Here is a 20545-nt window from a genome sequence, read left to right on the forward strand (position 1 = left end):
TTTCCTGAAAGGATGGATGACAGGCAATCCGATTGTCCGGTCATCCATTCCCTATGTTCTTATGAAATCACAGCGCGAAGGAGGTGGGCGTATGGATATTGCAGCCGAGGTGCTGAAGGGCAGCCGCCTTGCACTCTCGCGCGCCATCACGGCGATCGAGAATGAGCGGGCGGATGCCACCGACATCATGAAGGCGCTCTATCCGCATACCGGTCATGCCTACGTCCTTGGCATCACAGGTCCGCCCGGTGCCGGCAAGAGCACGATGACGGATAAGCTTGCCAAGGAGTACAGAAAGCGCGGGAAGACCGTCGGCATCATTGCCGTCGACCCCACAAGCCCCTTTTCCGGCGGCGCCATACTGGGCGACCGCATCCGTATGAATGATCTGACGCTCGACGAGGGCGTCTTCATCCGCAGCATGGGCACACGCGGCAGCCTCGGCGGCCTCTCCCACAAGACGGCAGATGCGGTCAAGGCGATGGATGCGTTCGGCAAAGATGTCATCTTTGTCGAGACCGTCGGCGTCGGGCAGTCCGAGGTGGATATTGTGCGGGCGGCGGACACGACGATGGTTGTGCTGATTCCGGGCATGGGCGATGACATTCAGGCGATCAAGGCGGGCATTTTGGAGATCGGCGACGTGTTCGCGATCAACAAGTCCGATCTCGACGGGGCAGACAAGCTCGTCCGCGAGATCAACATGATGCTCGATCTGGACGATCACATGTCTGATTGGCGTCCGCCCATCCGCAAGGTCGTCGCGAACCGCGGCGAAGGAATCACGGAGCTCGTCGACACAATCGAGGAGCACCGCAGCCACATCGAGGAGAACGGCGTGCTTGCCGAGCGGCGCACCCGCCGCACGCGCGATGAGATGCTCGACATCCTCCATGCGGGCGTACGGCGGAGCATCGAGAGCCGCATCGTCGATACGGGACGACTGGACGACTATGTGGCGCGAATCAAGGCGCATGAGACCGACCCCTATACCGTAGTGGGCGGGATCATGAGCGAAATGTTAACGAAGTGAGTGAGTGCGCAGAGACGCACTTCTCCAAGGAGGAAGTTTGACATGTTCAAAATTCTTGGTGTAGATCACATCGGCATTGCCGTACAGGATCTCGAAGAAGGAAAGAAACTCTGGTCGGACATCATCGGCATTCCCTGCACGAATCAGGAGACCGTCGCAGAGCAGAAGGTCACGACGACCTTTCATCCGACGCCGAACGGCAGTGAGATTGAGCTGCTGATCGGCACGGCGCCTGACAGCCCGATTACAAAATACATCGAGAAGAAGGGCGAGGGCATCCAGCACGTTGCCCTGCGCGTCGACAACATCGAGAACGCCATTGCTGACCTCATGGCGAAGGGCGTCCGCATGATCGACGAGAAGCCGCGCATCGGTGCGGGCGGCGCAAAGATCGCCTTCCTTCATCCGAAGGCGACGAAGGGCGTTCTCCTCGAAATCTGTGAGCATCCGGATCGCTGAGCAGCATACTGCCGCAGTTGATCTCCTCGGGCAACCCGAGGATTTGACAGAGATACAGGAGGGATAGAATGTCCACAGTCCAGGAAAAAATTGAGCTGATGCTGGCGAAAAAAGAGCATCTCATGCAGGGCGGTGGTGAAAAGAGCATCGCAAAGCAGCACAGCAAGGGCAAACTCACCGCACGTGAGCGCCTGAACCTGCTGTTCGATGAGGACACCTTCGTCGAGCTCGATATGTTCGTGCGCCATCGCTGCACCAATTTTGGACAGGAGAAAAAGGAACTGCCCGGTGAGGGCGTTGTGACGGGCTACGGCACGATTGACGGCCGCCTCGTCTACGCATTTGCACAGGACTTCACGGTCGAGGGCGGCTCGCTCGGCGAAAAGCACGCACATAAGATCTGGAAGGTCATGGACCTCGCCATGAAGATGGGCGCACCCTGCATCGGCATTAACGATTCGGGCGGCGCACGCATCCAGGAGGCGGTCGATGCGCTCTCGGGCTACGGCGGCATCTTCTACCGCAACACGAAGGCATCGGGTGTCATCCCGCAGATCTCCGTCATCATGGGACCCTGCGCGGGCGGCGCGGTCTACAGCCCGGCACTCACGGACTTCATCTTCATGGTGAAGAACACGAGCCAGATGTTCATCACCGGACCTGCCGTCATCAAGTCCGTCACGGCGGAGGAGGTCACGGCGGAGGAGCTTGGCGGTGCGATGACGCACAACTCCCGCTCCGGCGTCGCACACTTCGCGGCGGAGAACGATGAGGACTGCATCGAGCAGATCCGCTACCTGCTCTCCTTCCTCCCAAGCAACAACATGGAGGAAACGCCGCGCGTGGAGACGGGCGACGATCCGAACCGTCAGGATGAGAGCCTCAACACGGTCGTGCCGGACAACCCGAACGCACCGTACGACATGAAGGATGTCATCCGCAGCCTCGTCGACAACGGCGAGTTCTACGAGGTACATCAGCACTTCGCAACGAACATCATCTGCTGCTTCGCGCGCTTTGACGGACGTACCGTCGGCATCATTGCGAACGAGCCGAACGTCATGGCAGGCTGTCTCGATGTCGACGCATCGAACAAGTCCTCGCGCTTCATCCGCTTCTGCGATGCGTTCAACATCCCGCTCGTCAACCTCGTCGATGTTCCGGGCTTCCTGCCGGGCGTCGATCAGGAGTACAGCGGCATCATCCGTCACGGCGCGAAGATGCTCTACGCATACAGCGAAGCAACCGTGCCCAAGATCACGGTCATCACGCGCAAGGCGTACGGCGGTTCCTACATCGCCATGTGCAACCGTGAGCTGGGTGCCGATCAGGTCATGGCATGGCCGACCTCTGAGATCGCCGTCATGGGACCTGCAGGCGCAGCAAACATCATCTTCCGCAAGGATCCCGACAAGGACGCGCGCACGGCAGAGTACATCGAGGAATTCGCGACACCGTACAAGGCGGCAGAGCGCGGCTACATTGACATGGTCATCACGCCGAGCGAGACGCGCCCCTACATCATCACGGCACTCAACGCGCTTTCGAGCAAGCGTGAGGACAACCCCGCGAAGAAGCACGGGAACATTCCGCTTTGATTCAGCAGGAGGGATAGAATGGCTGCAAACAACGTGGCGCCCGAGGTCATCGCCGCCATCACCGCCGCCGTCCAGGCGACGACGGGCAACAAAGTCGTTGCTGTAAGCGTCAAACCCGCCGAGGTCTGGACGCTTGCCAACCGCAGCAGGCGCTGAGCGTCCTGCGGGATAAGAGTATTGTCAATTTTAGCGTTGGAGGAATCACACATGAAAAAGTTCAACATCACGGTCAACGGCACTGCTTATGAAGTTGAGGTTGAGGAAGTACGCGCAGCAGCAGCTGCTGCCCCTGCTGCACCGAAGGCCGCTGCTCCGGCTGCTGCGCCGAAGGCTGCTGCTCCGGCTGCTCCCGCTGCCGCACCGAAGGCCGCTGCTGCCGGTGAGCGCTCGGTGGACGCACCGATGCCGGGCAAGATTGTTGAGGTCAAAGTCTCGGTCGGTCAGACGGTCAAGGCAGGCGACACGCTCCTCATCCTCGAGGCGATGAAGATGCAGAACGAGATCGCTGCGGATGCAGACGGCACGGTCAAGGCGATCAACGTCACGGCGGGCCAGTCTGTCAAGGTACGCGACTCGCTCGTGATCCTCGGCTAAGCTCTTTTATCAAAAACATTGGGAGTCCCGCAAGGGGCTCCTTTTTTGATGCTTATGTTGACCGGAGGGAAGGGATTATCTATAATGAGAGCAGAAGATACAAAATGAAAGGAGGGGCACATGGAAAAGGAATGGGAACGTGAGGCACTGGAAGCATGGAACAAGCTTTCCATTCGGGATAATTTTATCTTTCAGCGCGTCATGCAGAACGAGAAGCTCTGTAAATGGCTGTTGGAGCGCATTTTGAATGTAAGGATTCGCGATATCCACTATCCTGATACGGAGAAAAGTATCGATCTGCGTCTTGACAGCAAGGCCGTGCGTCTCGACGTCTACATTGAAGATGAGGCGGGAACCGTCTATAACATTGAGATGCAGACCACAAAGGGGCGGGATGGAGAACTGCCGCGACGGACACGTTACTATCAGGGCATGATCGATATGGATCTCCTCGATAAAGGAGTCTATTACGATGATTTGCGTCAGACATATATCATCTTTATCTGTACCTTTGATCTCTTTGGCCGGGACGAGCGAATCTATACGTTTCGTCATCGGTGTATAGAGCTGCCTGAACTCGAACTTGGAGACGGCGCAACGAAGATCTTTTTGAACGCAAAAGGGCTGAGAGGAAGAGTGGACAGAGATCTGGAGGACTTCCTGAAATTCGTTGATGGACAGAAGGCACAGAGCGAACTCGCACAGGAAATGGAGCAGGAAGTTGAACGTGTCAAACGACAGGACGAAATGAGGCGGGAATACATGACACTCTATATGGAATACCAGAAACAACACCGTGCTGGCATCGAAGAGGGAATGCGGCGCGGGCGCGCCGAGGGGCGAGCCGAGGGGCGTCAGGCTGGCACACTTCATACCGCATTGCGCTTTATGCGGGCAGGCACACCACTCCATACAGCCGCTCAGATCGCAGAGGTGCCGGAGGATGAACTGCGCGCGTTTGCCCAGGAAAACGGCATGGTTTTCTCCTGATGATCAGGACAAAATCAGATGAGTCGCGTGATGTCCTGTGTATCGTGTCGTACGGAAGAAAGAATGAAAATAAAATAATAGCACATTCTTAAGTTGTCCCTTCCTTTCGTCGATAAAAATATTAGGACGGCGGATTCCGTCTATTTATGCAATCATAGAATGGCATGGACGAACCATAGATAACAGTCAGGGAGGCAGTCTTTATGGCGATGGTGGTCAAAAACAATATGTCGGCGGTGAATACGCTCAACACGTTGAACAAGAATCAGAGCGCGCTGTCACAGAGCCTGCAAAAGGTCTCTTCGGGCATGAAGATCAACAGTGCCGGCGACGATGCCTCGGGGATGGCAATCTCCGAGCGGATGCGCGTGCAGGTGCGCTCCCTCGATCAGGATGATAAGAATACAAAGAACGGCACGGCGCTCCTGCGTACGGCAGAGGGTGCGGTGCAGTCCACGGTGGAAGTTCTGAAGACGCTGAAGGAAAAGGCGATCAACGCTGCGAACGATACGAATACGGACGAGGACCGCAGACTCATCCAGAAAGAGGTTGATAAGCTGATCGACCAGATCGATGAGAATGCCTTGACGACGTACAATGGGAAGTATCTGATTGATGGTTCGAAGAATGGCTTAGTTCGTGGGGAAGCCGGATTAGGAACGCAAACAAGTTTCACAAATATGAGTCTGGCAACCGATACGAATGGTCTAACTCAATTAGCGCGTCTCAAACGACGAGATGGAAATGCTGTAGGCATTGATCCAAGTGATACTCTTACAGCCTCTTGGGTAAAAAATGGTGTTACCTATACAGGTACCCTTTCTCCAATCGGTACGGGTACAATCACAAATATGATCGGTCTTATTACGTCTCAGCATGCATCTTTTCATAGTACTGGTCCAGATGTTGGCGTAGATGAATACGGACGAACGGTATATACGCCGGATAACCAGAATGCACTCACCATTCGAGCGTTTGGTGAAGGGGTCGATGGACAGGTTACGGCAATCACCTTTTCTGTCACCGACAAGGCAGGAAAAATGCGCAATGAGGTTAATGCGGTTCTTGATGCCTTTAAGGAGACCGTACGCGCACAGAATCCTTCCCCAGATAACTCACTCGTTCTACAGACGGGAACGCGTGCGAATCAGGCAGTTAAAATTGGCTTCACTGATATGCGCTCAGCGGCTCTTGGTCTGCAGTCCTCGGACGGAAGAGGATGGAATCACGTTGTTCCCACAGTTACACCACCGGTTACAATAGATGTTGTTGGAGGCGGACCAAAGGTACAGGTCACGACAAAGGAAGCGGCAAATGCTGCGATTAATGTCTTTGAAAACGCGCTGATTCGCGCAACTGATCAGGCGGTCGCGATTGGTGCGGTACAGAACCGTCTCAAATATACGAGCAACAACCTCGTCGTTGCCTCGGAGAACGTGCAGGCGTCAGAGTCAACCATTCGCGATGCGGATATGGCGAAGGAAATGACGGCGTACACGAAGAACAACGTCCTCACGCAGGCGGCACAGGCGATGCTTGCGCAGGCAAACCAGAACTCAAGCACAGTGCTCAGCTTGTTAAAGTAAAATATCATGGGCTTGTGTCCACTACCGCTGAGGCGGTTCGCCTCCCCCGCAACAGCGGGGGAGGCTTTTCTCTTTCGATCTTGCACGCAGGAATAGAATCGGCTAAAATAGTCATAGGGGCGATTTGATGGCACGAGATTTGGATGAAGCACGACGCATGCGCTATCAAGAAGTGATTCAGAGTTTTACACTTCTTGATGATGTCTTTATGACCGCAGTCTTTCAAGACAGTCTCCCGTGCGTAGATTTGGTCTTGCAGATTATTCTCGATCAGCCCAATCTTCGTGCAGAGCGTGTTATTACGCAGGATACGGTGAAGAATCTACGCGGGCATGATGTACGGCTCGATGTGCACGCATTTGCTGACGGGCGTGAGTTTAACATCGAAATCCAACGTGCAAAGAGCGGGGCAGATCCACGCAGAGCACGCTATCACAGCAGTATCATGGATGCGAATGCACTGCCGGCAGGGGTGGACTATGAGAAACTGCCTGAGTCGTATGTTATATTTATCACGGAGACCGATGTCCTTGGCTTCGGACAACCTCTCTACGTGATTCGTCGTATGATAGAGGGATACAGTAATGTGTTTGACGACGGCTCGCACATTATCTATGTAAATAGTGCGATGACAGACACATCGACACCATTGGGGCGGTTGATGCACGACTTTCGCTGCGCCCAGCCGGAGAAGATGTACTACGATGTTCTTGCACAGCGGACGAGAGCATTCAAGCAGAACGAGGAAGGAGTGAGCCACGTGAGTGCGTTATGGGAACAGCTGCTGAAGGAAGAATATGAGCAGGGCAGAGAAGCGGGGATCGAAAAAGGGATCGAGCAGGAACGTCTTTCTTCGATACGCCGTATGATGTCGGAGCTTCAGCTTAGTATGGAGAAAGCAATGGATGTGCTCGCTATTCCACGCTCCGAGTGGGGGCGCTACAAAGCGATGCTCTGATGAGCACATAACAGACTAATCCCGTCGAATGGTCCTAGGACGATTCGACGGGATTTCTTGTCTTCTCCGCGCATCTATGCTATTATAAAATGAGCTATAAGTTTCGATAAATATAGATAAGAAATATCGCATCAGATGGGAGATCGGAATCATGGGAAAGTATCGGACACGGGAATTGACACAGCGTGTGTGCTATGCAATCATCGCCGGTATGGCGGGCGCTTTTTTGATTCCGCAGGTCGGCTTTGCCGCGCCGACGGGTGGGAGCGTTGTTAGTAAGAATACTGATAATACGGTAAATGCCACGATTACGCAGGTTGGAAATGATACGAATATCGTTTCGGTTGGCTCAAATCCTAACAAGGTGATCGAGTGGCGGGATTACTCTATCGCAAGCGGAGAACGTGTGCGCTATGACTATGACGTAAACACAAATAATGTCACGCAGACCAACAACTATCTGAATATCGTCACGGGCGCGAACACCTCGAATATCAATGGTAAGATCGAGGGCGGAAAGAACGTCTACATCGTCAATCCGAACGGCGTAATCTTCGGCAAGACAGCATCCGTGAACGTAGGGAATCTCTACGTCTCCACGCAGGATACCAGTACGGTAAACACTGATGCAGATATGGCGAACAACGTATCACCCCTCAGTGCGAGTGCCGCCGGTCTTTCCGATGTCGTCAATATGGGCAAGATCACGGCGAATACCGTCGAGGTGCACGGCAAGAACATCCGCTTCCTCAATGCGGCAAATGTGCATACAACGAATCCCGTTGTGCTCCATACGGATACAGCAAACGGCGGCTATGCCCATATCGGTTATCGAGGCACTGTGCCGACGAACTATAAGGTCAATCCAACGACTGGCAATCCGGCGGGGGTCAGCCCAGAATATTATCAGCTTGTCGCTAATAAAACAGAGTTCCAGAATATCAAGAATGGTCTCACAAAGAATTATATGCTCGAGAACGATATTGATTTCTTGGGTGGATCAATAACCCCCATTGCCGGTTCAGGGACAACACTCTTTACGGGAAAGTTCGATGGGAATTTCTTTAAGCTGCAAAACTTTACGATTACGGGCGGGACATATACCGCTCCATTTGGCCAGGTCAGTGGATCTCGTATTGAGAACGTTGGTGTTACAGGAGCGATGATCACCGGCGATAAAACTGGAAACCAAGATCGATGGGCGGGAGGTCTTATTGGATACGCGAGCGGAACGAAAATTAAAAATGTCTATATAAAAGATAGTCAAGTAGATGGCGAAGCAGGTCAACATGGTGGTATTGTCGGGCAGACAACGGCAAGCACGACGCTTGACGGTGTTTATAGTAAAGCCCGCATAGGTGAAGGCGGCGCTGTTATAGGAACGTCAGGATTAGGGACTGTAATAAGCAATACCTATAGCGATGCAAGCAAGATTGCCGGAACGATAGGGACAGAACTGGTTTATTTCATAGCTCCGTCCAATGGAACAACAGTTAGAAATAGCTATGTGACTGGTACTAATCCTAGACTTGCAACGAATCAATCAGGGCTGAACCAAAATATAGCGACGAATACATATTTAGTTGATACCTCTACGGGATTGGTAACTAAATTCAAAGAGACAGGCACAATCCCTGTCAGACATACGACCGCAGCGAGTTCTTATGCCGGCTTTGATATCAACAACACGGGGGCGCCCGGTGCGACGTGGCGTATCTACGAGGGGCGTACTACGCCGATGTTGACGGCATTTATGAGTGGGACAGCGACGGCGACGTACAACTATCGCTATTTCAAGCCGGACGGAACGCCCAAGGACGATACGGGCAACACGGTCAAGAGTAATGATGGCAAGGATATCACGGCGGAGTACAACAGCTACTATATGAAGGTTGTGGACGGCTCTACGGCGAATCCAACCGCCGCAGGGACAAAGGCGAATGTCAGCTTTGGTGCGGGTGCGGATACGAGCCGTGTCATTGACTACGTCAACAGCAGTACGAAGGACTACGACCGCACGAACGGCATCCGCAACGCAGGGACGAAGGCAATGCTCTGGTCGGATCAGGACGGCCCGAATCTGAGTGGGGTCAATGTCACAATCACGCCGCGTGATGTCCGCCTTAACAGCGGCAATATCAATCCGAAACGCATGTATAACGGAAAGAGCGACGTGACCAAGGCATTCCGTGATGCGCTCACGAGCGGCCGTATCACCTCCTCGGGATTTACCGAAGAGGATATTGCTGCGGGCTCGGTTCAACTTGATTTTAATAAACCGGGAAAAATTTTCAAGGCCCGTATGGTTGACGGTAGTGGAAATGCTACCAGAAATGTCGGTACGCACGATGTTAAGTTTTCGGGGGAGATCGGTTTCAGCGGCACAGATGCAGGGAACTATACGTTTGTCGGCAGCTCCCTCAGCAACCTGACGGGCAAGGCTACCATTACCAAGGCACCACTCTATCTCACGATCCAAAAGAAGACGGCAGACGACAAAATCTATGACGGCACATCCGTCGTGAAAGACAGCGCGATGTTCCAGACCAGCGGCTCTGAGAATATCAAACTGGATAAAACGAAGACAGGTCTGACCCTCGCACAGATCAATGCAGGCACACCCGCGATGCCCGACGGCGCGATCATGACGGGCGACGATGATACCACGCGGGATGACGTTGCACTCACGAATGTAGGTGGTCCGAAGTATACGAACGAAGCAGGTGTGGAGCAGCTCCATGCGGGTCCCCACAAGCTCCAGTACACGAATGTCGGGCTTACGGGCAATGACGCGGGCAACTATGAGCTGTACTATACCCCTGCAAGTGGGACAAAGACAGCGGTCACGGGCGGCAACGTGTACCTCGATGGCAAGATCATCCCACGCCAGATCCTCAGGGACGACTTCAACGTCTATGACAAGACGACCAATGCAAAGGTCGATGCGAAAAAGGTATACGACGGCAGCGACGAGTATACGCCGACCTCCAATGTCTATCTCTCCTCGAACGCCGTGACCGGCGGCACGACGGGGCTGGTTGCACGCGACCGCAGTCATATCACATTTGCGCTCACAGGCGGCAAGGGGCGTTTTGCGCAGAACGACGGCACCACCTACAGCAAGAACGTGCGGGATGTCGAAAAGCTCGCCTATGAGGTGACGGGGGATACGGATGATGCGACCAACTACCGTCTCTCCGACTACTACATCATGGACGGTACGACCAAGAAGGATCTGGGCAGTACGTTCCGTGCAACGGGCGCAGGCAAGATCACGCCGAAGGCACTGACGGCAACCGTTGTGAATCAGCATATCACGAAGGTCTACGACGCGATGGACGACCAGACCGACGGCAAGCGACACATCATCAAGGGGGATGATCTCGTCACGCTCTCGGGGTGGGTCGCAGGAGATACGGCGCGCACAAATACCTCGACGGCGAAATATGCGACGAAGAACGTTGTACCCGACGGCAGCGGCAATCCGACGACGCAGAGTGTCACCTACACGGCATCCTTTGACGCGGGGACGGGCGTGGAGGCGGATAACTATACCCTCGGCACAGAGGGCGTAACGCCGATCGCGACCACAAAGACGCTCACGAGCGGCTATACGGGCACGATCACGCCGCGCAACGTCACGGTGAAGTTTGCCGATGTGACGAAGGTCTATGACGGTACGGTGACGAACACGCAGATCACGGCCAGCGATCTCGATGACGGACTGAACAAGGACGTTCTGAATGCAGATAGTATCGGCGTCGGCAGTCTGAGCACGGCGGGCGTGACCAGTCGCTACGGCGATAACAAGACGGTGGCGACATTCGCCGAGAACCGCAATGCGGGCAGCCGCAGTGTAGAGTATGCGGGTCTGACGAACTCACTCGGCACGAACTACAAGCTCGATGCGAAGCAGTACGGCGATGGAACGATCACGCGCCGCCGCATCGATCCCTCTTCGTTCAATGTCTACAAGACGAGCGACAATACGCTCGCAACAGCGACGAAGGTCTATGACGGTACCTCGAACTATAGACCGGACAGATCTGTTTATCTCTCTGCGAATGCACCCGCGACCGGCGATACGGGCATCGTGAGTGTGGATCAGAACAAGGTGAAGTTCGAGTTGTTGGATCCGAGCGCTGCGAATTTCACAAAGGCGGACGGCACGACGGAGACAAGCCATGTTTCGGAGGCGGAAAAAATCGCCTACAAGGTCATTGCGACGACAACCAATCCGACCGAAAATCCGCTCACGAACTATGAGTTCGGCACAACGGTCTCGAAGCGCAATCTCGAAACAGTGAATGCAAACGATCCCGGTAGGGTGTCTACTACGGGGTCTATTACCCCTGCTTCGCTGCGTGCAAATACACAGCAGATTGAGAAGGTCTACGACGGACTCACCGCACATACGGACGGCAATCAAAATGTCGTCAAGGGCGATACAGTCGTCAACTTTACGGGATGGGCTGTGCATGGTGGTACGACGGAGAAGCGTACGAACGACTCCACGGCAGTATATGCGACCAAGGATGTCGCGTACGCTGGCAGCGGCAATGTTACCACCAAGTCCGTCACCTATACTGGAAAACTGACGGGTACGTATGCGGACGACTATCAGATCGTCGATGCGGGCAACAATGTCATCAGTACGAAGAGCGGGTCGGGTGCCGCCACGACTGTAACGATGAATGCGCCTATCACGGTTGCCAATGCGGGCAAGATCACCCCGCGCAAGCTGAACGTCACGATGGGCGATGTGTCGAAGACCTACGACGGTACAGCGGGGAACAACTCTGCCACGGTCACGGGCTTTACCGACGATCCTGCCAGCTCGGTACTCGCAGCCGTTCTCGGTGTGGACAATGTCACGGCATCGCGTCTCACGACGCGGTATCAGGGAATGATGACCGCCTCGCCCGCCACGGCAACGAGCACCTATGGGCGTGGCACAACCTCCTTTACGGCAAATGCGAATGCGAGCAACGGGACGGCACATGATGTCCAATATACGAATATGCGCACGGCATTCAACAACGAGTTTGGTGCGAATGCGGGCAACTATACCGTCGACGAGACGGTATACGGCAAGGGAACGATCAACCGCCGCGAGATCACACCGAACAATTTCCAAGTGAAGGATGCCAATGGAAATGTCGCCAATGCGACAAAGGTCTATGACGGCACGACGACATACACGCTAGAAGATGGATGGCATCTCACGCCCGCAGCGGGGCCGGGGACGGGTGTGATTCCTGCGGACTACGGCAAGGTGGTATTCCGCCTCAACGGGGATGCACAGTTTGCGGACAGCTCCGACAACCCGACGGCGAACGTCGCGAGTGCGACAAAGGTGCTCTACAATGTAAAAGCAGAGGGCGATGCCGAGAAGATCAAGAACTATACGCTGAATGGCGTGAACCTTGAGAGCGGTGCGGGCAAGGTCTCGGGCGGCGGCTCGATCTCGCGCCGCGTGCTTGAACTGGACCTCGTGCAGAACGCCGGCATCGGCAAGGTCTATGACGGTACGACCACGCTCAAGAACACGGCGACAAAGAATTGGAATGCGCTGCGGGACAGCGACAGCAAGGGAAATGTGCGCTATGCGACAGGGGCAACGGCCAAGGATAAACTTGTCACTACGGACGGGACGAGTTTCAATATCACGTCGAACTATATGGAAAGCGGCTCTGCAGACAAGAATGTCAAGCGCAGCGGCGGCAATATTGTAGACAAGGATATCCTTTATAAGGTCGCGATCAACGGCAACGCGACGAACTACTCCTTTAAGAAGGGCGGCACGGTCACAAACGCAGAGTCAGGACTCGAACTTTCGGCGAAAGGAAAGATCACGCCGAAGGATCTTTCGGGTGCGTTTGAAAAGATCACGAAGGTGTATGACGGGACGAAGAATGTCCCCGTCGCCGATGTGAAGTTCAAGACGGGCGCGGACGGCGTGATCGCGGGCGATCACATTACCTTTACGCATACGGAGGCATTCCAGAGCGAGAACGTGCGCGGCGACGGCACGACAAAGACCATTGACGGCGCGGCGCAGAAGAACTGGGTCAACTATTCCGGACTCTCGCTCGGCGGCACGTCTGCGGATAACTATACCCTCAATACGACCGCCGTGGGACTGGGCGAGATCATGCCGGTGGTGCTGAACCCCTCGACGGTGACGCTGGTGACCACGCAGGCATCGAAGACCTATGACGGCACAAAGACGGTCAAGTGGACGGACGGCTCGGATGCCATCAGTGCGGTCAAGAACTACATCACGGGTGCGACGGTGAACATCAACGGCAATCCTGTCAATGTTCTGGACGACCTAAAGGTGAACTCCGCCGAATACGATACGAAGGATGTCGATAACGTCAGATCGGCAAACCGCGTGACCTACAATCTGAGCTACACAGGGCAGAGTGGGAACTTCTCGCTCGGCGGGGCATCGACGTTTGCAAAGACGGGCGACGGCGTGATCACGAAGAAGGATGTCACGGTTACGGTCAAGAGCCCGCTGACAAAGACCTACGACGCGACGACGGGTGTACTCGGCGTGGCAAAGAACTCTGCGAACGCAGTCGTCAACACGGCGAACGACATCATCGGCATGACGGGGCTGGTCTCCGGCGACGGCGCGACAAACGAGTCGACGGCGACGTATGCGGACCAGAACGCGGGCACGAACAAGGTCGTCAACTACGATGTCAAGCTCGACAGTGCGAATGCGGGCAACTACAATTTGACGTACAACGGCGCGATTACGTCGTCGATCTCAACGAATAACAATACGATCACGAAGCGCAAGGTAAATGTCACCTTTGGCGATCAGCATAAACCCTATGACGGTCTTTCGAAAAATACGTCGATTGATGCGTCTGTTTCGGCTGCCGATGCAGCAGTGCTGAACCGTGATGTGACGGGGCTTGCCGTCGCCAACAAACTCACGAATCTGGACGCGACGGGCGCGACGCCAAATATCATAAGCGACTATGGCAAGCGTACGGGCACGGGCTTTACCCCCGATGCAAATGCGGGAACGAACAAGGATGTACAGTACGCAGGCCTCGCTGCAGCGATGGGAACAACCCTCGGCAGTGATGCGGCGAACTACGTCTTTGATACGGACGGCTACGGCAAGGGCTCGATCGGCAAGGCGAACATCAATGCGAGTGATGTGACCTTTGCCGCGTCCAATGCAGCGAAGGTCTATGACGGCACGAAGACGGTGAAGTATAACGGTTCGAGTGCGTCCAATGATGTGAAGAACTATATCACGACGGCGAGTGTTGTACTGAACGGGAATACGGTCGACCTGCGCAACGACCTTGTCATGGATACGACGGGGACGCAGTACAGCAGTGCGAACGCGACAAATGGAACGCCGGCGACGGTCACGTATAAATTCTACCTGAACAACAGCAACATCAATATTTCGGGGGACAATAACTTTACCAAGACGGCACAGGGGACGATTGACCGCCGTGTGCTGACGCTTGACCTTGCCCAGAAAACGGGCATCAACAAAATCTACGATGCAAATGCAAACCTTGTGGATACGGATACGCGGCACTACGACAAGTTCATTGACGACGATGCAAAGGGCAATGTTACCTATGCGTCTGGCATGACGAATGGCAACAAGCTCGTACGCACCGCAAACGGCGCTGCGGTCGATGACGGTGCGTCGATGACGATCACGGCGAACTATGTGAATGCGGGTGTCGCGGATAAGAATGCCGGTATCAACAAGAATATTGCATACAAGGTTAAGATTGGTGGGGCGCAGGGGCAGAACTATACCCTTTCGTACAACGGCACGACGGCAAATGCCGAAACAGGCCTTGATCTCACGGGTGCATCGGGCACCATCGCAAAGCGCAAGATCACGCTTGGTTTCGGCGATGTGAATAAGATGTATGACACAACGCCGAACAACAAGACGAAGAACATCACCGCGGTGACGGCGGGCAATACCGATGGACGCGGTGCCGCCACGCTTACGGCGGATGGGATCACGAGTGCGTCGTTTGATACGACCGGCATCGTGAGCTATTATGGTGCAGGCACGGATGCGAGCTTCCAGCGCAATCCGAACGTTGTGACGGATGCAAACGGAAATGTCATCCCGAACGGTAAGGACGTACAGTACTCGAATCTCGCCAATACCCTTGCGGCTCAGCCGTATGCGGGCAACTATGAAGTAGCGGATACCGCCTACGGCAAGGGGACAATCCGCAAGCGTACGGTCACCGCGAACGACTTCAGCTTCAGTATCGACCCCGCTAGGAAGATGTACGACGGCACACGAGATGTCGTATGGACAGACCCTGTAACCCGCAAGTCCTACAAGGATATGGCTCATGTCAAGAAGCATTTCCAAACCAGTACCTTGGATCTTGGCGGCGGGAATACGGTGCCGATCAACCTTGACGATATCAGCCTGAACAGTGCGCAGTACAACGATGCGAACGTGGCGCTTGCGAACAGCGTTGACTACAACGTGACCATCAACACGACGAATTTCGATTTCTCGGGAACGCGCAACAAGAACATCCATCACACGGGCGACACCATCACCAGACGTGACCTTGCGACACTGCTTCCGCAGCATCTCATCAAGGAATACGACGGGCAGACGACATTTGACCAGAACAACCGTGACTATGTGAATGCGATGGCACGGGATAACCTGACGCATATTGTCGAGCGGGATAAGAATAAGATCCAGCTCGCCGTCACGGGGACGTACAGCAATAAGGATGCTTCGGCAGAGACCAAGGCGGAGGCAGAGTCACGCACGCCCGCACAGGCACAGCGCACGGTTGACTACACGATGACCCTTTCGGGTGATGCAGCGACACTTGCCAACTACACGATCGCGGGACACGATACCACGCATACGGTGACGGGCAAGGCTGCTGATATCTATAAGAAGACGCTGACGGTCGATGTCGCACGCAAGGAAAAGGACTATGATACCACGGCGGCTGTCAACAACCTCACAACGGGTGATGTTGTGTTCAACGGACTCGTGAACGGGGAGTCGTTGTCGCTCGACGCCGGCGCATTGAACAAGGTGCAGGGGCAGTATCTCGACTCCGCGGGCAACCCTGACGCGAATGTCAGCCGTGATGCGAACCGTGCGGTGACGGATAAGGCGGTGGAGTACACCGGATTTAACAATGCACTCACGGATCTTGCAACGCGTGACAGCGTCGCGCAGAACTATCGCATGGACAGCGACCGCAAGAACTATACGGCCGCGCAGGCGAAGGGTCGCATCAATCCGCTCACCATCAATCCAGGGAGTGTTACGACGAACTTTGATGCTGTGGGAGCGACGAAGACCTATGACCGCACACGCGCGGTCAAGTACAATGGCCTCAGCACCTCGGATGCGCTCAAGAACTATCTTACGAGCGCGACGGTTCAGGTCGGCACGGAGACGATTGACATCAAGAAAGAGCTCGCCATCGACCCGACGGCGACGCTCTACGATAACAAGAATGCAGGTACGGGCAAGACTGTCACCTATGCATTTAAGTATACAGGCAACAATTTTGCGATCAACGATTTCACGCGCAGCAGCACGGGCGAGATCAAGCAGAAGGATGTCAAGGTTCTGCCGCTCGGCCCGCTCACGAAGGTCTATGATGGGACATCCCATGTATATGTCAATGGGGACGATACCATCCGAACGATGAATGGAACGACGCGAGTGACGAATGGCGACAGTGTCCTGCAGCTTGAGAATGGCGGTATCATCGCGGGTGACAGCGTTCAGAACAACTCGGCGGCGGTCTATGCCGATAAGAATGCAGGTACGGGGAAGACGGTCGTCTATACGGCGTCGATCACCGGCACGGATGCGGGTAATTATCGTCTCGTCGATGCATTTGGCAATGCGATCCCCTCCAGCACACTGACGACAACGAACAACGAGATTACACGGCGTAAGCTGAATATCGCTTTCGATGGGCTGAATGGCGTTCCGCCGGTTCAGAAGGCGTATGATACGACATCGAAGAATGACCGAGTCACGGCGCGTATCATGGACGATGCCGATGGGCATACGCGCAGGGTGCTCGGACGCGATGGCGTGGGCGTATTTAATGACCAGCTCACACAGCTGAACAGCTCGAATATCGAGAGCGACTACGGCTACGGCAGCACGGATGCGACCTTCCGCGCAGATGCGAATGCGGATACGCGCAAGGATGTCCAATACCGCGGTGTTGGCAATGCACTCCGCAATAATGTCCTTGGCAGCAATGCCTCCAACTATGACTTCGCAGAGACGGGGTATGGTGACGGTGCGATTACGCGTGCGAATGTGACACAGAACGATTTTAGGCTGGACTTTGAAAAGGCGACAAAGGAGTATGACGGTACCACGACGGTCACGCAGCCGGAACGGAATCTGAACCGTGATACCAGTCAGGTCTGGCTGAGCGGAAAGTGGCGCAACCTGCAAAATGATGATGTCACCTCGGTGACGGGGGCATATGCCGATAAGAAGGCAGCTGCCTCGCAGCCGGTCAACTACAAGGTGAAGTTCAGCGCGCGCAACTACAATATCACTGATGCTGCGGACAATACCGTTGCAAAGCAGGGGTCAGGCGAGATCCTGCGCCGCAAGATTATGGTCAACCCCGTGACGGCGACGAAGACCTATGACACCACGTCCACGCTGACGGGTGTTGCAAAGGATGCGGACGGCAACACGATTCGCAGCTCTGATGACCTTGTGAAGTTCCGTCACTATGGCGACGAGGGCGCGGCGATTATCGCAAATGACGCCGTAGAAAACCGCTCGACGGGCGCGTATGTTGATAAGAATGTCGCGTGGGAGTCGAACGGGAATACGGATGCGAATGCAAAGTGGCAGGATCGTCACCGCGTCAAGAACAAGGCGGTGAACTATCAGTTCCTGCTCGCTGGAGACGATGCCCTGAACTATGAGCTTGTCGACAGCAATGGAGGCGTTCTCTCGACTGACGGATTGGATTCGTCGGGTAAGGGGACGATTGGCTATACCTCTGCTCCGCTTGAGACAGGGCGGATCAACCCCTATGAGATTCTGCTCAAGGGTGACTCCCAGACGCGCTGGATCAACGAAGGCCTGCCCGACAGCTATACGGGCACGCCGCAGGGCAAGGGCTACGTCACCGAGCTTGGTGAGATGCTGCCGGGCGAGATTCGTTATGGTTCGCCTAGTGCTCGTCTGCGCTGGGGCGACTATCCCATTGAGGGAGAGTATGTACCGGAGACGGACAGCGAGACGGTCTACCAGAACTATCTCTTTAAGTCCTCGGGCACGCTCCACATTGGCCCCTATATCCCCGACTATGAGTACTACAAGACGATGACGCAGGTGAGCAAGATGACGCCGGACGAGTACGCGTATGAGAATGCGTCGCTCGACCGCACGAATCACTACAGCCGCAAGCCAACGGCACAGGTTGATCCCGTTCCGCCCGCCGTCAATGTGATGAGGGATGGAAAGGATATCACGCGGAGCGATATCAACGTCCTTGACGATACGGTCTACACCATCGTTGACGAGGTATTCGGCTGAGATTTACAAAACACAAAATAAAGAGCGCCCCATTGACGATACTGTGTCGATGGGGCGTTCTTTTGCTAGGGGATCGTTGATAAAATGAGGTGTTTATCAGTGCTTCTCTAAAGTCGTTCTTGTCAAACGACTTGGTGTGCTATATAATATAGGAAAAGGGTGAGCCGACACCTGAAAAACTCCACATTAAGACTCAGACATAAGGGCTGAGAAGTCGGAGAGCGACGGTAAAACTCTACAGAAGACCTAGACATGAGGGCTAGGAAGCCGGGGAGCGGCGGTAAAATCGGTATAGTTGGGGGCATTCGTTTGGATGTCCCCAATTTTTATAGTCAGGTGGTTTCGCAAAGATGAAGAAATTTACCCGCGACGAAACAGTAAAAATTCTACATGAGTCGAGTATCGCTTATCGTGAGAAACTCGCGGGACGAGTGTTTGCTGTCATTTATCAAGATTCTTCTGCAGGAGCGGGGACGGAATGGAAACAGATTGTTTTTTTCGGAGAGTAATTTTGCGCATTTGACGGGAGTTCGCTATGCAGAGCAGGTGACGCCGAAGGTGTTCTTTCAGATGTGCTGCAACAATAGATTGTCGCCTACAAAAGTTCAATTCAGAAAAGATGGAGTGACCCATCTGAAACTGGCTGTTCTTCCCTATCTGGCAGACGTTTTGTATCATAAGTTTTGGATTGGTATATCACTCCATAACGATGTGTACATCAATGCTGATTATTTTGTTGGCGATACAAAGAATCGCCTTAGTTTGGGAATCCGTCAGACAGGCAATAAAGATGTTCCTGTGTCCTTAAAGAATCAGTCGGTACGGGACAATGTTGATGTGCTGAGGAAGGTCTATGCAGTATATTCTAAGCGCGCTGGAACAAAAGAAGCGTGGGCATGCGTATACGTTGATGAGAAGATTGTGCATGAAATCAATCAAGATGTGCTTCCGCAGGATATACAGGATGCGATGAAATGAATACGATAAAGAGCGCCCCATCGACGATACTGTGTCGATGGGGCGCCCTTTTGCTAGGGAATCGCTGATAAAATCAGGTGTTTATCAGGACTTCCCTAGTTCCGCGAGCAGTGCGCGGCATCCTGCATCCACGTCGCGGTAGGTCACGTCAAAGTTCCCTGTGTACCACGGGTCGGCGACGTCACGGTTTTCGCCAATGTAGGAGAGGAGGCGGTGTACCTTGCCTTTGGGATCGCCGCCCGTGAGGCGGGCGAGGTCGCGCATATTTTCCTCGTCCATCCCGATGATGATGTCGTATGTGTCGTAGTCGGCGCGTGTCATGAGTGCCGCACTGCGTTTCTCGTATGGGATGGCGTGTGCGTCCAGTACGGCACGCGTGCCATGGTGGGTGTCACTGCCGATTTCATCCGTATGGAGCGCCTTGGATGCGACACGAATGCGATCCGCCAGTCCCACCTCGCGAACGAGATGTTTCATCACGAACTCCGCCATCGGCGAGCGGCAGATGTTGCCGTGGCAGACAAATAGAATATTTACCTTATCTTTCGTTTTTTGTGTCATGCAGATTTTCCTCGTGCCAGTGACTCAACCTCGTGTAGGGGAATATCCAGCAGATCAGCGATCTCTGCTGTTGATTTTCCTTTGGACAGCATACGTAGGATATTATGCCGACGCTCCTCCGTGCGCCCTTTACTAAGTCCCTCCTGACGACCTCTTGCCATCAGTTCTTCCATGATTTCACACACAGAGCTTACCCCCTTT

General features: G+C 54.4%; 13 protein-coding genes. 11 read left to right on the forward strand and 2 right to left on the reverse strand.

Annotated features, from left to right (window positions below):
• Nucleotides 1-91: 91 nt before the first annotated feature.
• From meaB to AXE86_RS07825, 11 genes are all read left to right on the forward strand, one after another.
• Nucleotides 92-1033 carry a methylmalonyl Co-A mutase-associated GTPase MeaB gene (meaB, locus tag AXE86_RS07785; RefSeq protein WP_061946102.1) on the forward strand — a complete coding sequence of 314 codons (942 nt, stop codon included), beginning with the start codon at nucleotides 92-94 and terminating at the stop codon, nucleotides 1031-1033.
• Nucleotides 1034-1075: 42 nt separating this feature from the next.
• Complete coding sequence (gene mce, locus AXE86_RS07790) at nucleotides 1076-1492, forward strand: methylmalonyl-CoA epimerase (RefSeq protein WP_006690224.1); 417 nt, start codon at nucleotides 1076-1078, stop codon at nucleotides 1490-1492.
• 68 nt (nucleotides 1493-1560) lie between these two features.
• Nucleotides 1561-3090 carry a methylmalonyl-CoA decarboxylase subunit alpha gene (gene mmdA, locus AXE86_RS07795; protein WP_061946104.1) on the forward strand — a complete coding sequence of 510 codons (1530 nt, stop codon included), beginning with the start codon at nucleotides 1561-1563 and terminating at the stop codon, nucleotides 3088-3090.
• An 18-nt stretch (nucleotides 3091-3108) separates the two neighbouring features.
• Entirely contained in the window at nucleotides 3109-3246 is a 138-nt protein-coding gene (locus tag AXE86_RS12910; protein ID WP_006690222.1) for a hypothetical protein, read from the forward strand.
• Nucleotides 3247-3297: 51 nt separating this feature from the next.
• Complete coding sequence (locus AXE86_RS07800; RefSeq protein ID WP_039981347.1) at nucleotides 3298-3684, forward strand: biotin/lipoyl-containing protein; 387 nt, start codon at nucleotides 3298-3300, stop codon at nucleotides 3682-3684.
• 120 nt (nucleotides 3685-3804) lie between these two features.
• A complete protein-coding gene (locus AXE86_RS07805) occupies nucleotides 3805-4674 on the forward strand; it encodes an Rpn family recombination-promoting nuclease/putative transposase (protein ID WP_061946106.1) in 870 nt (289 codons plus the stop codon).
• A 203-nt stretch (nucleotides 4675-4877) separates the two neighbouring features.
• A complete protein-coding gene (locus AXE86_RS07810; RefSeq protein ID WP_061946108.1) occupies nucleotides 4878-6260 on the forward strand; it encodes a flagellin N-terminal helical domain-containing protein in 1383 nt (460 codons plus the stop codon).
• Between the two features lie 127 nt (nucleotides 6261-6387).
• A complete protein-coding gene (locus AXE86_RS07815; RefSeq protein WP_061946110.1) occupies nucleotides 6388-7218 on the forward strand; it encodes a PD-(D/E)XK nuclease family transposase in 831 nt (276 codons plus the stop codon).
• A gap of 151 nt (nucleotides 7219-7369) precedes the next feature.
• Nucleotides 7370-18805: a YDG domain-containing protein gene (locus AXE86_RS07820; RefSeq protein WP_061946112.1), complete on the forward strand. Its 11436-nt coding sequence runs from the start codon at nucleotides 7370-7372 to the stop codon at nucleotides 18803-18805.
• A 350-nt stretch (nucleotides 18806-19155) separates the two neighbouring features.
• Nucleotides 19156-19314, forward strand: a complete 159-nt coding sequence (locus AXE86_RS12915; protein ID WP_198145251.1) for a hypothetical protein — start codon at nucleotides 19156-19158, stop codon at nucleotides 19312-19314.
• A 37-nt stretch (nucleotides 19315-19351) separates the two neighbouring features.
• A complete protein-coding gene (locus AXE86_RS07825) occupies nucleotides 19352-19783 on the forward strand; it encodes a PBECR4 domain-containing protein (RefSeq protein ID WP_442983648.1) in 432 nt (143 codons plus the stop codon).
• An 84-nt stretch (nucleotides 19784-19867) separates the two neighbouring features.
• Here AXE86_RS07825 and AXE86_RS07830 read toward each other — a convergent pair whose 3' ends face one another.
• Together AXE86_RS07830 and AXE86_RS12920 are read right to left on the reverse strand one after the other, a co-directional pair.
• Entirely contained in the window at nucleotides 19868-20344 is a 477-nt protein-coding gene (locus AXE86_RS07830) for a low molecular weight protein-tyrosine-phosphatase (RefSeq protein WP_061946116.1), read from the reverse strand.
• Nucleotides 20341-20517: a hypothetical protein gene (locus AXE86_RS12920; protein WP_157040576.1), complete on the reverse strand. Its 177-nt coding sequence runs from the start codon at nucleotides 20515-20517 to the stop codon at nucleotides 20341-20343. The genes AXE86_RS07830 and AXE86_RS12920 overlap by 4 nt, the downstream gene beginning before the upstream one ends.
• Nucleotides 20518-20545: the final 28 nt, after the last annotated feature.

Origin of the sequence: Selenomonas sp. oral taxon 136, from assembly GCF_001554015.1 — a bacterium.
GTDB lineage: Bacteria > Bacillota > Negativicutes > Selenomonadales > Selenomonadaceae > Centipeda > Centipeda felix.